The 14605-nt window shown below is 57.4% G+C and carries 16 protein-coding genes and 1 pseudogene (1 of these 17 cut by a window edge); 8 read left to right on the top strand and 9 right to left on the bottom strand.

Annotated features, from left to right (window positions below; translation table 11 throughout):
- Window positions 1-175 precede the first annotated feature (175 nt).
- From ACZ1GM_RS03740 to ACZ1GM_RS03750, 3 genes are read right to left on the bottom strand one after another with little or no spacing between them, the layout of a single operon-like run.
- Window positions 176-898: a M48 family metallopeptidase gene (locus tag ACZ1GM_RS03740; protein WP_472677820.1), complete on the bottom strand. Its 723-nt coding sequence runs from the start codon at window positions 896-898 to the stop codon at window positions 176-178.
- Entirely contained in the window at window positions 895-1353 is a 459-nt protein-coding gene (locus ACZ1GM_RS03745; RefSeq protein WP_472677821.1) for a YcgN family cysteine cluster protein, read from the bottom strand. The genes ACZ1GM_RS03740 and ACZ1GM_RS03745 overlap by 4 nt, the downstream gene beginning before the upstream one ends.
- Complete coding sequence (locus ACZ1GM_RS03750; protein WP_472677822.1) at window positions 1341-1958, bottom strand: SCO family protein; 618 nt, start codon at window positions 1956-1958, stop codon at window positions 1341-1343. Before ACZ1GM_RS03750 ends, ACZ1GM_RS03745 begins: the two co-directional genes overlap by 13 nt.
- 134 nt (window positions 1959-2092) lie before the next feature.
- Between ACZ1GM_RS03750 and ACZ1GM_RS03755 the strand changes: the two genes are divergently transcribed.
- The 3 genes from ACZ1GM_RS03755 (at window position 2093) to ssb (ending at window position 4054) form a co-directional block, all read left to right on the top strand.
- Window positions 2093-2686 (top strand): ankyrin repeat domain-containing protein, encoded by a 594-nt coding sequence (locus tag ACZ1GM_RS03755; protein ID WP_472677823.1) that lies wholly within the window; start codon window positions 2093-2095, stop codon window positions 2684-2686.
- 31 nt (window positions 2687-2717) lie between these two features.
- The gene (locus tag ACZ1GM_RS03760; protein WP_472677824.1) at window positions 2718-3410 is read left to right on the top strand and encodes a COQ9 family protein; all 693 of its coding nucleotides are present in this window, start codon (window positions 2718-2720) and stop codon (window positions 3408-3410) included.
- A gap of 104 nt (window positions 3411-3514) precedes the next feature.
- Window positions 3515-4054 carry a single-stranded DNA-binding protein gene (gene ssb, locus ACZ1GM_RS03765; RefSeq protein ID WP_472677825.1) on the top strand — a complete coding sequence of 180 codons (540 nt, stop codon included), beginning with the start codon at window positions 3515-3517 and terminating at the stop codon, window positions 4052-4054.
- A 93-nt stretch (window positions 4055-4147) separates the two neighbouring features.
- On the opposite strand, the gene ACZ1GM_RS03770 is transcribed toward ssb, so the two are convergent.
- Together ACZ1GM_RS03770 and ACZ1GM_RS03775 are read right to left on the bottom strand one after the other, a co-directional pair.
- Window positions 4148-4696, bottom strand: a complete 549-nt coding sequence (locus ACZ1GM_RS03770) for a YceD family protein (protein WP_472677826.1) — start codon at window positions 4694-4696, stop codon at window positions 4148-4150.
- On the bottom strand, window positions 4693-5205 hold the full coding sequence (locus ACZ1GM_RS03775; RefSeq protein ID WP_472677827.1) for a ubiquinol-cytochrome C chaperone family protein: 513 nt from the start codon (window positions 5203-5205) through the stop codon (window positions 4693-4695). The genes ACZ1GM_RS03770 and ACZ1GM_RS03775 overlap by 4 nt, the downstream gene beginning before the upstream one ends.
- Before the next feature lie 194 nt (window positions 5206-5399).
- Between ACZ1GM_RS03775 and ACZ1GM_RS03780 the strand changes: the two are divergent.
- The 4 genes and pseudogenes from ACZ1GM_RS03780 to ACZ1GM_RS03795 all read left to right on the top strand — a co-directional run bounded on the left by ACZ1GM_RS03780 (window position 5400) and on the right by ACZ1GM_RS03795 (window position 8340).
- Window positions 5400-5910, top strand: a pseudogene (locus tag ACZ1GM_RS03780) (outer membrane protein assembly factor BamE).
- Between the two features lie 60 nt (window positions 5911-5970).
- On the top strand, window positions 5971-6531 hold the full coding sequence (gene hslV / locus ACZ1GM_RS03785) for an ATP-dependent protease subunit HslV (RefSeq protein ID WP_472677828.1): 561 nt from the start codon (window positions 5971-5973) through the stop codon (window positions 6529-6531).
- Between the two features lie 97 nt (window positions 6532-6628).
- Window positions 6629-7930: an ATP-dependent protease ATPase subunit HslU gene (hslU, locus tag ACZ1GM_RS03790; RefSeq protein ID WP_472677829.1), complete on the top strand. Its 1302-nt coding sequence runs from the start codon at window positions 6629-6631 to the stop codon at window positions 7928-7930.
- On the top strand, window positions 7930-8340 hold the full coding sequence (locus tag ACZ1GM_RS03795; RefSeq protein WP_472678622.1) for an ACT domain-containing protein: 411 nt from the start codon (window positions 7930-7932) through the stop codon (window positions 8338-8340). The genes hslU and ACZ1GM_RS03795 overlap by 1 nt, the downstream gene beginning before the upstream one ends.
- 11 nt (window positions 8341-8351) lie before the next feature.
- On the opposite strand, the gene ACZ1GM_RS03800 is transcribed toward ACZ1GM_RS03795, so the two are convergent.
- The 3 genes from ACZ1GM_RS03800 to ACZ1GM_RS03810 all read right to left on the bottom strand — a co-directional run bounded on the left by ACZ1GM_RS03800 (window position 8352) and on the right by ACZ1GM_RS03810 (window position 12916).
- The gene (locus tag ACZ1GM_RS03800; protein ID WP_472678623.1) at window positions 8352-9803 is read right to left on the bottom strand and encodes a SulP family inorganic anion transporter; all 1452 of its coding nucleotides are present in this window, start codon (window positions 9801-9803) and stop codon (window positions 8352-8354) included.
- A gap of 265 nt (window positions 9804-10068) precedes the next feature.
- The gene (locus ACZ1GM_RS03805) at window positions 10069-11886 is read right to left on the bottom strand and encodes an ABCB family ABC transporter ATP-binding protein/permease (RefSeq protein WP_472677830.1); all 1818 of its coding nucleotides are present in this window, start codon (window positions 11884-11886) and stop codon (window positions 10069-10071) included.
- A 130-nt stretch (window positions 11887-12016) separates the two neighbouring features.
- On the bottom strand, window positions 12017-12916 hold the full coding sequence (locus tag ACZ1GM_RS03810) for a retroviral-like aspartic protease family protein (protein ID WP_472677831.1): 900 nt from the start codon (window positions 12914-12916) through the stop codon (window positions 12017-12019).
- 106 nt (window positions 12917-13022) lie between these two features.
- On the opposite strand from ACZ1GM_RS03810, the gene ACZ1GM_RS03815 reads away from it, so the two are divergent.
- Window positions 13023-13913, top strand: a complete 891-nt coding sequence (locus ACZ1GM_RS03815) for a glycosyltransferase (protein ID WP_472677832.1) — start codon at window positions 13023-13025, stop codon at window positions 13911-13913.
- Here the strand turns inward: ACZ1GM_RS03815 and ACZ1GM_RS03820 are convergent.
- Window positions 13885-14605, bottom strand: the end of a protein-coding gene (locus ACZ1GM_RS03820) for a lipopolysaccharide biosynthesis protein (protein ID WP_472677833.1). It continues 773 nt past the right edge of the window; 721 of the gene's 1494 nt are visible here — the last part of the coding sequence; its start codon lies off the right edge, out of view — the gene reads right to left on this strand; the stop codon is at window positions 13885-13887. The two genes, ACZ1GM_RS03815 and ACZ1GM_RS03820, sit on opposite strands and share 29 nt — an antisense overlap.

Below are 14605 nucleotides of genomic sequence, written 5' to 3' on the forward strand. Positions count from 1 at the left end.
GCCAACCGGGACCAGTACGGACACCAGCAATATGGGCACGCGGTGCGGGTTAGGACGCGAAAATTCCTGCCAAAAATCCTTCGCTGCGGGAGCTGGATTGAAACGGGAAAAGAAACTCATGACAGGCTAAATAGGGCTTTGACCGCTGCAATGCCAGTGGCTTGCGCTGACCCGACTATCCAAAATCGCGATAGAGCGTGCGGCCATGTTGGCGCAGCCATGCGTCGGCCCCGTCAATATCATCGTCAAAGATATCTTTCAGCATCGCATGAAAGGCGGGGCTGTGATCGAAATGTGTAAGATGCGCAACTTCGTGCGCCACGACAGAACGCCTTACATAGTCAGGCGCCTGGATCAGCCGCCAATTGATCCGCACGACGCCCTTGCTTGAGCAGCTGCCCCAGCGGCGTTTGGCCCGTGTGAGGCGCAACTCGCGCGTTTCATGCCCGGCGCGCTCGCAGAAAAATGCCAGGTCGGTTTCCATGGCCGATTGGGCTTCACTCTCCAACCAGCGTTGCAGGCGCTTTTGCAAGGTATCTTGCGGGCCACCTATTTGTACGGTCGAGGCTGATAACCTTGCCTTGCGCGGTGCATTTGCCTGCCACGCAATTTGGGTCTCCTGCCCGCGATAGAACAATGAGCCGCGCTCCACCGGGTCTTGCGGGGTGGGGATCTTGGTAAGTTGAGCTTCCAGCCATTCGATGCGGGCATGGGCGAAGGTGACGGCCTCTTTCGTGCTGCACCAGCGCGGCATCGTTATTTGAACCGCACTACCATCACTCGCCATCCGCAATGTCATTCGCTTTGCGCGGGCGTGCCGCTTGAGCTCAATGGGGATGGTGCGCCCTGACAATACAATGACAGGGTCCGCTTGTGCCGTTCGAAGCCACTCGATCACGGGGCCGCCCCCTCGCTCTCTTCCCAGCATACGATATGATGTTCCAGCGGTCCCGCCTCATCCTCGCTCACAACGCGTCCGGCAACTGATACACCCGCCCCGACAACAGTATGGCGATCTCTTGATAACAGGTAGTGCCAATCGGGTAATCCTTTGCCAGCTGCTCTGCGCCGATAGGCGCATGTATCGGGGAGCCAGGATACGTCATCAACGATTTTCAGTGTCAGACGCAAGCAATCCGGCACATATGTCTTGCGATTGGCGTAATCGGTGCATTGCGCGGTTTCGGTGTCGAGCAGGCGGCATGCGACATTGGTGTCTTCGATAACGCCTGTATCTTCATCTTCCATCTTGTGGAGGCAACAGCGGCCACACCCATCGCACAGCGCCTCCCATTCATTCTCCGACAGAGACGCGAGTGGAAGCTCCCAAAAGCGGTCTCTTAGCGCACCCATTTACTTAACTCTACCGCGACCGCATCGGCGCCCTGATCTGTAGGCAAGGTCGCCATCGGTTCGCCCTGAGGGTCGAACAAATAAGTGATGTTGGTATGATCGACCAAATAGCCACCGCCAGGCTGATCTTCCCCGCGTTTATAATAGACACGAAAAGCGTCAGCGGCGGCCTTTACCTGCTCTGCGGACCCGGTGAGGCCGGTAATCCGGTCAGAAAATGCGCTGGTAAATTCCGCGACCACTTCGGGTGTGTCACGCTCTGGGTCAATGGTTACAAAAATCGGTTGAATCTTCGCGCCAAGTTCGGGGTTGGCTTGCGTAAACGCGCTCAGCCCCTGCGCCATTCTTTGCATGTCAGTGGGGCAGATGTCAGGGCAATATGCAAAACCGAAATAGACGATCGCATATTTGCCGCGGAACTGATCCCAGGTGACTGTTTGGCCGTCAGTCCCGACCAGCTCAAACGGTCCGCCAATCGTTGCGCCGGCAAGCGGTGGCTCTGCTGGAGGGTCAGGCTCTGCCAAAGAGCATGCACTCAATGAAGCGGCCATGCCAAGTGCGATGTAAAATGGGGTGAATTTGCGAACCATAGTATCTTGGTTCATGGTCTGCTAACGCCCGAAGAGCAAGTGAGGAGCTAGAGATGTGCATCGCGGATATGCGAAAAGCATGTCTCTCGTGCTCATGTTTTAGAAATCAATGGGGGTTTACAGTGAATTTGCGTCACGCGGTTACATCTATGTTGGCTGTGCTTTTAGGTGGTCTGATGGTGGCTGCGCCAGCAGGCGCGCAGAACTATTCTGAGGGCTATCAATTCCTTAAAGCGGTCAAGGATCGTGATGGCGAGGCTGTGACGAAAACGCTTAACGAACCAGGCTCCACGGTGGTGAATACCCGCGACATTACAACGGGGGAAAGCGCGCTGCATATCGTGACTTCGCGCCGAGATGTGCAGTGGATCAAGTTTCTCACTCAGCGCGGGGCAAACCCCAATATTGAAGATAAGAAGGGTGTAACCCCGCTTCAGATCGCCTCTGGTCTGGGGCTGGTTGAAGGCGTCGAAACCCTGATCAAGGCAGGTGCGCGGATAGACAACGCCGACGATACGGGTGAGACAGCATTGATGAGCGCGGTCCACCGCCGCGACCTTGCGATGGTAAGGCTGTTACTCGCGAACGGAGCGAGTGTTGACCGAGCAGACAATTCTGGCCGGACCGCGCGCGATTATGTGGCGCTCATGAGTGGTAACGGCCAGTTGCTTGAGGCAATCCGCCGATCGGATGAAAGCAAAAAGGAAACCGGAAACGGCAAATCGTACGGGCCCAGCTTCTAGAACCTGCACGTGTAATTCCTATATGGCGGACATGACTGATCCCAATGATATGACATTAGAGGAGCTTCGGCTTCACTTGGCCCCCATCATCGCTGACGCTGCGGTGTTCGATGGTTGGGGTGAGGAAGCTCTGGTCATGGCTGCGGACCAGGCGGGTGTTGACGTGGATGTCGCCAGATTGGCATTTAAGGACGGTGCCCTTCAAATGATCCTCGCGTGGATCGAGACAATCGATCTCGCGATGGTGGAGGCTCTGCCGAAAGAGAAGCTTGCTGAGATGAAAATCCGTGAGCGTATTCGAGCACTCGTGCAGTTCCGGCTGGATGCAATTGCCGGCCAGGAAGAGGCGCTGCGCCGCGCGCTATCCATCATGGCCATGCCGCAAAACGCGGCGACTTCGCTCAAAGTCGGGTGGAACACGGCGGACGTGATGTGGCGTCTGGCTGGTGATACCGCGACCGACTACAATCACTATACCAAGCGCGCGATCCTTGCGGCGCTCTATGGTGCGACACTTGCTGCGTATATTGATGACGAGAGCGAAGATAAGCAGGACACCAAAGACTTCCTTGATCGGCGGATCGAAGGCGTCATGAAGTTCGAAAAGGTGAAAGCAAAGTTCACCAATTCCGACCGCGAAACGTTCAGCCTGTCGCGTTTCTCGACCGACTGCGTTATCCCGCGCAATAAATCCGTTTCAGACCAGCGAGACGTGGAAATCTGATTCGATCAGTGGCGAAGATCGCGCTGCTGCCTTACTCCATATCCAACAGATTCGACTGCGTGAGACAGATTCTGCGCGGCATTATTGATTTAGGGAAGTTTGAAATGGCCGGATCACTCAACAAAGTCATGCTGATTGGCAATCTGGGCCAGGATCCGGAAATCCGCAGTTTCCAGAACGGTGGCAAGGTCTGCAATCTGCGGATCGCCACCAGCGAGACCTGGAAAGACCGCAATACTGGGGAGCGGCAGGAACGGACCGAGTGGCACACTGTCGCGATCTTTTCCGAAGGGCTCGTCAATGTCTGCGAGAATTATCTCAAGAAAGGCAGCAAGGTCTTTATCGAAGGCAAGCTCCAGACCCGCAAATGGCAGGATCAGAACGGTCAGGATCGCTACTCGACCGAGGTTGTCCTGCGCGGATTTGATGGCACGCTCACCATGCTTGATGGCCGCTCTGGCGGAGGCGGTGGTGGCCAGGGCGGCGGCTATGGCGGTGGCCAATCGAGCGGAGGCTCTTCGGGTGGCTGGAACCAAGGCGGCGGCGGCTCTGGAGGCGGCTCCGGCGGCAACCAAGGCGGCTCTGGTGGCGGTTCGGGCGGCGGGTCAAACTATGACGATTTGGACGATGACATCCCGTTTTGAGAATGGTCACGACTAAATTTGTTTAGAAGCGCCGCTGGACCGATGGGTTCGACGGCGTTTTCTTTTGGACGTGGGCTAAGGGCTGGGCGTGCCCTAGTCTTTCTTCAATGCAGCGAGGGCTGCAAAAGGTCCGCTGGCTTCTTCGCCCCCGATCAAGCCTGAATTGCGCGCTTCATCCGCGTTCGGCCCTTCCGCATAGGGATCGATCGCCAGCCCAAATGACTGAGCCAGCGCTTCACCCAAATCAAACGACTTTCCTGAGTATGGAATCTCATCAAGCTCGTTCTCTTCCAGCTCGATTTCCTCGTCAGGTTTGCCTGAGGTGCCGTCATCAGAAACGAATATCAGCGCGACGTCCTCCTTCACCGAATTGGAGAAGGGCTCTCCCGATACGGCGCACAGCTGATCAAACTGCGCGATTAGTCTGCCTGAGGCAGTGATTGTACCGCCATCGGCTGCAAGGGTCACTCTTGCTGAAAGACCGTGGATCGCTTCAAGTCCAAAGCGCGATGCCAACGCGGCCCGCTCGACCTCAGTGGCTTCGATCTCAATGGGCTCCTCAGAGAGTTGATCCAGTCGAATCATGCGCTCCCACTCACTGGTCAACTCGATTGGCGGTGTCTCTCCTGATTGCTCGCTCACGGAATGTCCCCCGCAAGCACATCATCATCAGACGCTTTTGCCAACCGGTCGCGCAGCGCGAAAAGTCGCGCCGCAGCAGCGCTGCCATCTGCGCCCTCAACCAGTTCGACATTGCGCCTCACCGCGTCTGCTAATTCATCCTGACCCTCGGCCAACCCCTCGCGATAGGCACCGATTCGTCCACCTAGCGTACTCATGAGTTTGCCGATCTTCTTGCCCACCATCAGATCGCCAACGCCCGTCTGGCGCATCTGGCCATCCATGTCCTCGACAAAAAATTCTGTGAGCAATCCGGTCCTTTTCCCAAGGTCTTCGTCGCGCTCCATGCGGACCAGCACCAGCGACAGGGCCGCGCAAACCATGTCAAAGCGCCCCTCCAATGTGTCAGCGACACCGCAATCTGCATACCATTCCCGCTCGCGCGCAATCTCCGCTGTCCGATGCCACAGGGGGCGAACGTCCTCGCGCGGATCGCGCTGCGTTCCAAAGAGACGGGTGAAGAATGACATAAGTGGATTTGCCCTGATACAATTCGGTTCATCAGCAATTCAAACCGCCATCCCCAATCGGAAAGTAACGGGCAATTGCAAGCGAGGACCGTGCCGCCTAAAGCGGTGCGGCTTACCAATGGTAACCGGCATATAGGGAGGACAGTTCCCGCGTCCAAGCCATGAGGCAAGCATATGGAGTTATGGAAGTCTTGATGCACAATACGAACCGTGAACTGAACAAGCGGATATGCGCTCAAAAGCTGCGTACGGGATTGGTGATTGCGACGGCGGCGCTTGCGCTTGCCGGGTGTAGTTCGATTCGCGAGACACGCGGTTTCGTGGTTGACCCCGTTCTGACAACAACGGTGCAGCCGGGCATTGATAATCAGCGATCAGTCGAGGGCGTGCTCGGTACGTCCAACATTTGCCAGCCAATATGGCCAGCCGACCTGGTATTACGTTTCCAGCACAACCGGGCGCAGGCCATTTGTGCGTCCGCGTATCCAGCAGCATTACGTTTTGGCGGTGAAATTTGATGAGGCGGGAAATGTTATCTCCGCTGAAAACACCGGCATTGATAAAGTTGTCTACCTCCAACCGGAAGGTGACGAGACACCAACGCTGGGCCGCGAGCGGGGCTTCTTGGAAGACCTGTTCGGTAATATCGGCGCGGTTGGTTCTGGTCTGCCGGGCGGCGGGGCAGGTGGCCCTGGCGGCCCGTAAGCACGTCTCTTGTGCCGGGCGCGCCTTGACCGTTTCCAACTCGCCCCCATATCTCGCACCATGAGTGATGATGCAGCCAGCCACGGGCTAACCAAGTGGCACGGAACCACCATAATCGGTGTACAGCGCGGTGACCGGATTGTGATCGCGGGTGACGGTCAAGTCTCCATGGGCAACACAGTGATGAAGCCAAATGCGCGCAAGGTTCGCCGTATTGGCGAGAATGGCAAAGTTGTCGCCGGGTTTGCAGGTGCCACTGCGGATGCGTTCACATTGTTTGAGCGGCTTGAGAAAAAGCTGGAGCAATATTCCGGCCAATTGTTGCGCGCTGCGGTGGAGCTGACAAAGGATTGGCGCACTGACAAATATCTGCGCAATCTGGAAGCGTTGATGATTGTGGCGGACAAGGAAAATCTCCTGGTCCTGACCGGCAATGGCGATGTGCTGGAACCCGAAGGCGGCATTGCTGCGATCGGCAGCGGCGGGAACTATGCACTCGCGGCGGCCCGCGCGCTGGTAGATTACGAAGATGACCCGGAAACGATCGCGCGCAAGGCCATGGCCGTCGCCGCGGATGTCTGCGTGTTCACCAATGGCAATGTGACCATCGAAGAAGTTTAGAAAATCACTTCATCCCGTTCGTGGTGAGCCTGTCGAACCATGAACGCTCGACCAACGCCCTTCGACAGGCTCAGGACGAATGGAACTCCTCAATCAAATGACCGAAGCCCTTACTCCCAAGGCGATTGTCGCCGCTCTGGATGAACACATTATTGGCCAGAAAGACGCCAAGCGTGCTGTCGCGGTTGCGCTGCGCAATCGCTGGCGCCGTCAACGGCTCGGCCCGGAATTGCGCGACGAAGTTACGCCGAAGAACATCCTGATGATCGGCCCCACTGGCTGTGGTAAAACCGAGATTAGTCGGCGCTTGGCGAAACTTGCCGATGCACCCTTTGTGAAGGTAGAGGCGACCAAGTTTACCGAGGTTGGCTATGTCGACCGCGATGTGGAACAGATTGCGCGCGATTTGGTCGAAGAGGCGATCCGGCTGGAAAAGGATCGCCGGAAAGAGGCGGTGCGTGAGGCGGCATCTGAGGCGGCGATGGATCGGCTGCTCAACGCACTTGTTGGCGACAACGCCAGCGAGGCAACGCGTGAGGCGTTCCGCGAGCGGATCACGCAGAACGCGATGAACGACACCGAAGTCGAAATTGACGTCAAACACGCGCCTGCCATGCCGATGGATATTCCCGGAATGGGCGGAAATATGGGCATGATCGATTTGTCAGACATGCTCGGCAAAGCGATGGGCAAGAGCAACAGCAAGCGACGCAAGCTGAAAGTTCCCGATGCTTGGGACAAGCTGGTCGAAGAAGAAGCTGAGAAACGCATGGACCAGGACGACGTCGCCCGGGTCGCGCTAGAGAATGCTGAGACCAATGGCATCGTTTTCCTCGACGAGATTGACAAAATCGCAGTCAGTGACGTGCGCGGCGGATCGGTCAGCCGTGAAGGCGTGCAGCGCGATCTGCTCCCTTTGATTGAAGGCACGACGGTCAGCACGAAATATGGCCCGATGAAAACCGACCACGTGCTGTTCATCGCGAGCGGCGCGTTTCACGTTGCCAAGCCGTCTGACATGCTGCCCGAATTACAGGGGCGCTTGCCAATTCGGGTCGAGCTGCGTGCGCTGACCGAGGAAGACTTTGTCCGCATTCTTTCGGAAACGCGGGCGAATCTGGTCGAGCAATATCGTGCCTTGTTGAGTACGGAGGAAGTCGAACTCGACATCGGCGAAGATGCAGTAAGCGAAGTCGCCAAGATCGCTGCGCAGGTGAACGAGAGCGTTGAGAATATCGGCGCGCGCCGTTTGCAGACGGTGATGGAGCGGTTGCTCGAAGACATCAGCTTCGAAGCGGAGGAGCATGTTGGTGAGACGGTGACGATTGACGCGGGCTATGTGCGGGAACGGCTCACCGATCTTGCCGAAGATACCGACCTCAGCAAATATATTCTGTGATGACGCCGAAATTCGTCAGAGATTTGCAGGCTATGCTTTCGGGCATGGACCCAGAGCTGGACGAGACGCTCTATCGTTATGTTTCTGTGACGACGGACAATGCGACGCCCGTCATTGAGCAGGCGTTTGCGATCCTGCGCGAGGATGAAGGTGTTTCAGCCATCGTCCCGCAACAGGTAGCCGATGACCTCGATATCGACGGACCGCTATTCGCGCGCATAACCTTGCGGGTTTATTCCGATCTGGAAGGGGTAGGGCTAACCGCCGCAATCGCAACGGCGCTCGCCGCTGAAGGTATCGCCTGCAATGTGCTCGCTGCGCTGCATCACGATCATTTACTGGTGCCTGCGGACAAAGCGGAGCGGGCGTTGGAAACGCTGAGATCTCTGCAGTCAAAAGGCCGCGACTAGGGCGGCGGCGTTTATGGATGCGGTGCTAGGCCGATCTCAACACCGGTCTTGTCCGTCAGCGCAAATTTGTCGACCAGATCGGCGCTCGCCCGGTTGAGGCCGACTACTCTCACACTTCGACCATTGCGACGCATCCGCTCAACCACTTTGTCGAGCGCGCCAATGGCTGAGATGTCCCAGAAATGCGCCTTTGATACGTCAATAATCACGTGATCGGCAGGGTCCGGCATGATGCTTTCCGGGCCAAGTGCTGCCTCAAAACGTTCAACGCTGGCAAAGAAAATCTGCCCCTTGGCGCGATAGACGGCGGAATGATCGCGTCGTTCGCGCACGACCTCGAACATGGTCATCACCTTCTGAGTGAAGAACACACCGGACAGGATCACCCCTGCCAGAACACCGTAAGCAAGGTTGTGTGTGGCGACGACGACAATCACTGTTGCAAGCATGACGACGCTGGACTGCCATGGGTGCTTGCGCAAATTGGGGATGGAGTTCCAGCTGAATGTGCCGATCGACACCATGATCATGATGGCAACCAGAGCGGGCATCGGGATTTGGCCCACCCAATCGCCAAGCACCGCCAGCAGGATCAGCAATGAGGCGCCCGCAGTGAGCGAAGACAGCCGCCCACGTCCGCCGCTGGTCACGTTGATGACCGATTGGCCAATCATCGCACAGCCACCCATGCCGCCAAAGAAGCCAGTGACCATGTTGGCGAGACCCTGACCGCCCGCCTCACGGCGTTTGTCAGATCCGGTATGTGTCATGTCATCGACGATTTGCGCGGTCAGCAGTGACTCCAGCAGTCCAACAGCGGCCATCGTTGCCGAATATGGGGCGATAATCAGGAAGGTTTCCCATGTCAGCGGGACCGTGGGAAACGCGAAAAAGGGCAGACCATCGGGCAATTCGCCCATATCGCTGACCGTGTTAACCGGTACATCGAGCATGATTGTCAGCACGCTCAAAATGACAATCGCGATGAGCGGGCTGGGTACTGCCGTTGTCAGTCGCGGGATCAGGTAGATCATCGCCAGACCAGCGGCAACCAACGCATATGTCATCCAGTTTACCCCGTCATTCATCGGATTGAGTTCGGGGAGCTGGGCCATAAAGATTAGGATCGCCAACGCGTTGACGAAACCAGTGATGACTGATCGTGAGACGAACTGCATAAGCAGGTCGAGCCGCAGCAGGGCGGCGATCGCCTGAAACACACCCATCAGGATCGTCGCAGCAAACAGGTAGGCTTCACCATATTGGTCCACCAACGGAACGACGACGACAGCCACCGCAGCGGTGGCGGCAGAAATCATACCCGGACGACCGCCAGTAAAGGCGATGACCATGGCAATTGTGATCGAGGCGTACAGGCCGACGCGTGGATCCACCCCGGCAATGATCGAAAAGCCGATGGCTTCCGGGATCAACGCCAGCGCGACCACAAGTCCAGCCAGCATATCTGCGCGAACGTTCGAGAACCAGCCGTTTGGCTGCGCCGTCGCTGGGGCTGCTGCGGTCGCCTGCGTCATGGGAAGTGCCTGTCAGTCTAGATGCTATTGTGTACCAGGCGCGCTGTGCCCGAGCGGATTGTGCGCGCTATGGCGATTTGTGCAATGCGGCACAAGGTCTCTTTATTGCTCGCCTAGCCACCCGCGTCCTCCGCCCTTCCACCAGGATAGTGTCCCGGTAGGTTCTGGGTGGAAGGGCGGAGGACGCGGGTGGCTAGATGTTTTCAGACGTATCGCGCTCCGCTGCCTGCCTTGCCCACATCTCTGCATAGAGCCCGTCAGCTTTCAGCAATGCGTTGTGTGTGCCGCTTTCAGCCAGACGACCGTGATCGAGAACCAGAATACGATCAGCATCGGCAATGGTCGAAAGCCGATGCGCGATGCTGAGGGTTGTGCGATCTTCGCTAACCTTGCGCAGAGTCGCGAGAATCTCTTGCTCAGTGCGTGTGTCGAGCGCACTCGTTGCCTCGTCCAGCATCAAAATGGGTGGGTCTTTGACCAAAGTGCGCGCAATGGCGACCCGCTGCTTCTCGCCGCCCGACAGTTTCAGACCCCGCTCACCAACCTCGGTGTCGAGACCTTGCGGCAGCTTTTCGATAAAGGGCATGATTGCTGCACCGCGCGCCGCCTCCAGCACGTCCGCTTCACTCGCGCCATCGCGGCCATAGGCGATGTTGTACCCGATGGTGTCATTGAACAGCACGCTGTCCTGAGGGACGATCCCAATGGCGGCGCGCACGCTCGCCTGAGTGCACTCCGCAATATCTTGACCATCAATCAGGATACGGCCCGATTGCGGATCATAGAAGCGGAATAGCAGCCGTGCGATGGTGCTCTTGCCCGCGCCGGATGGCCCGACGATTGCATGATGCGCGCCTGCCGGAACTTCAAATGAGAGATGGTGCAGAATGGTTCGATCCGCTTCATACCCAAAGCGGACATTGTCGAACGCGACTGATGGGCGTGTGATGGTCAGCGCTGGAGCACCGGGCTTGTCCGCAACCTCCACATTGGTGTCGATCAGGTCAAACATTTGGGCCATATCGACCAGCCCCTGGCGTATGGTGCGATAAACCCAGCCCAGCAGATCGAGCGGGCGGAAAAGCTGCATCAGATAGGTGTTCACGAACACCAGGTCGCCAACGGTCAGATCACCTTTGCTCCAGCCCCACACTGTGTACGCCATGGCACCTGCCATCAGGGCATTCGTGATAAATGCTTGTGTAATATTGAGCATGCCGAGCGAATTTTCCGACCGGATCGCTGCCTCGGCGTATTGCGTTGCGGCTCTGGAATACCGTTTTTCCTCGCGTCGCTCCGCACCGAAATATTTCACTGTTTCGTAATTAAGCAGCGAGTCGACCGCCCGGCTGAGTGCGAGCCCATCAAGGTCATTCATTTCGCGGCGGAGCTTGCTGCGCCATTCAGTGATTTGCCGAGTGACCATAATGTAGGTCACAACGGTAAACCCAGTCGCGGCGACCAACCCTGGACCAAAGTTGATCCAGAAGATCACTGCAACTGCGACCAGTTCAATGATCGTGGGTGCGATATTGAACAGCAGGAAATAGAGCATGGAATCGATGCTCTTGGTGCCGCGTTCAATGATCTTGGTGACCTCGCCGGTTCGGCGCGAGAGGTGAAAACGCAGCGACAACCGGTGCAGCCGTTCGAACACGTCCTCTGCCAGATTGCGCGTCGCCTCTTGGCCAACCCGTTCAAAAACGATGTTGCGAACGTTGTCAAAGCCGGTGCCAGCGAACCGGCCAAGCCCATAGGCGAGCACAAGGGCCATCGCGACCATCATCGCCTCGTTGCTGGCGGTGGTCATCGTATCGACGGCGTTCTTGTACGCGAACGGCAGGGCGAGCACGACTGCCTTGGCGATCAAGACCAATATGATTGCGATAACTATGCGTCGTTTGAGGCCCGGATTGTCGCGCGGCCACAGATAAGGGAGGAACCGCTTAAGAGTGCTCCAGCTTTCTGCATCATAATTTTTGTCAGCGGAGGTTGCGGTATCGGGCGGCATCGCCACGCCATGTGGGGGACGCTACACTGGACTGCAAGGCAGACGGCAAGCCTGCGACTAGCTGGTCCCGGTTCGCCCCGGCACAAAGACGCGCTTTTTGAGGTTTTCTGTTTCGACTCTGCTGGGCAGGTCAAACAGTATCCGCTGGCTTGCGAAATCGATCGCAACCCGGTTTAGCGTACCGCAGATTGTTCATACCCAGGATCATCGCGGGGCGTTCGCTAAGGCCCAGCGCGGCAAATACAGGACTCTCTGAAAAGCCGATGGGCACGCGCTTCATCTGAAGATCACCGATCTTGAGGCGTCGCGCTATCGTCAGATCACTACGCAGTTCGATGCCGTGAACATCGGTGCTCAGTTGTTTCTCGTCTTCCTCTCGCGCGCGGAGCCGTTTACGCAGTGCCGCATTCCCGATGGAATTTTGCGCGCCTGTATCGATGATCACGGCGGTGCGCACGCCATTGATACGCGCATCGGTGATGATCATCTGGCCCAGCTTGCGTCTCGCCCGCACGATGATTTCATAGCCTGAATTGCCGCCCAGCTCGTCGGCGTCGGCAACCGTCATGCGCTCTTCGCGAAAATCGATCAGAACCCGCAAGTCTTGCAGGGAATCGAGCCCGAGGATTCCATCCGCACCGATATTCCGGTTTTTCAGGAGAGGCGCGGTAATCCCATTGAAGCGTCGATTGGCGAACTCCAGACCGTCAACGGCGATTGTGTCGACGACTTCGCTACTACCCATAGCAATAAGTGTGGCGCGCCCATTCCGTTCAAGGGCCAGATCATCGACAATCCGGTTGGTCACCACTGTTGCTTGCGCGCCGGTGTCGACCAGAAATCGGTATGGCCCCTGACCTTCGATCGTGACCGGAACCGTAATGCGTTCATAGCGGTCGCGATCTATCGCAATCTGATCGACCAGCTCGTCATCGACGCTTTCTGGAGCTGGGGCGGCTTGGGCGGCGACCCCCAATACGGCTGTCGCGCTGACCAATGCTGCGGCAAATGCGCTTCCGAAAAGGCTCATATTTTCTCTCCCAAGCGTCGATGCGCTTGATCCGATCGTACCACGCTCTGCCCGAATGGCAAAAAGCCTGCAAATTGGGGGAGGTGTTTTTTGCCGAGACCTTGCTATGGCGGACGCTATGGGCGCGGGCGAAGAGAATATGGCATCTGAATTGCGGGTGCTCGTCACCATATTCGCTCATAACGAAGAGAAGCGCATCGCGGCATGTCTCAACAGCCTGCCACGCCCCAGCGATGATGCGGGTCTGGCCGTGGTCGTGGTGGTCAATGGCAGTGATGATGGCACCGCCGATATTGTTCGCGGCTTTGCCGATCACGGGGTGCAGCTGCGCGAATATGACGAGGGCGGCAAATCGCGCAGTTGGAACCGGTTCGTCCTCGACGAGGGGCTGAGCGCAAAGACGCATATGTTCTGTGATGGCGATGCCGAGTTTGCGCCTGGCACTGTGGCCGCGATGGAGCGGGCGCTTGCCCAGAACCCAGACGCCAATGGCGTCGCGGGCCTGCCCCTGAATGGCCGCAGGATGCACGCCTACCAGAAGAAGCTGCACAAAGATCGTGGGCTTTTTGGCGACTGCTATGCGTTACGCGGCAGTTTTCTCGACCGAATGCGGCAATGCCAATTGCGGCTTCCCGAGGATTTGATCGGCGATGACGGTCTGATCGCGACACTGGTGCGGACGGATTTGGAGCATGAGCGCAACTGGGATCGTAATCGCGTTGTAGTGGCTGATAGTGCTGGCTTTTACTGTGAACCGAACGGCCTCTCCCTTCGAGGGATGCAAAAGCAATTGCCCCGCATGCGGAACTATTCAGAGCGTCACATGCAAAACCAGATCATTCGCGAAATCATGCGTGGGCCGGGGCCGCAGGCATTGCCCGAACGCCTCTGTGATACATACGCACAATGGGTTGGTAAGCTAAAGCCGCGCAACAACCCGATATGGTATTGGTTCGACCGCCAAACGCTTAAGCGGATGCGCGACCTTGCCGAATGAACGCATAACTGTCGCGCAAGATTGTCGGGAATAGTAAAGCCAGGACCGCCCCATAAGTGACCGCGCCTATGCCAGCCAAAATGATAAGGCGTATCCAAGCCGGCAGGTCGGCGACATAATCGCCAGCAAGCAAAACCGCGCCTGCCATAGCCGCGCAACCTAGTGCAGCGGGAAGCAATGCCCACAAGAACCGCACAACGGAGAGTTGGACGTGGTACAGGGTTAGTGTCGCCGTGACGAGGAACAGGAAGCTCGCCGCCACCCACCAGGCATGAACCAGACCTATCGGGCCAAACTCCACGCCGACCAGAAAGCAACCTAAGAATGAAACCGCGCCAATGATACTCGTAATGAGATAGACGCGGGGGCGGCCCATCGCGTTTGTCGCCGGGCTACACACAATCTGCAAGGCGAATAGCGGCATGACCAGTGCCAGCCCTTGCACAATCGGTGACATCGGAACCCACTTTGTGCCGAACAGGGTTTCGACTGCCTCGAACGCAGTGAGTGACAGGCCGATATATACAGGTGCCGTGAGCAGGGCGACGCTGCGGATGGTGCGCTCGAAATAGGGGGCCAGGCTTTGGCCAGACTTGTAGAGCTCCGCATAGGCGGGGAAGGCGACCTCATTGAGCGGCGGTAAGAAACGTCCTGTGACAATTAGTGTGAGGAACAGCGCTTCGGCGTAAAGG

It is taken from the genome of Qipengyuania sp. JB2-7, from assembly GCF_055693485.1.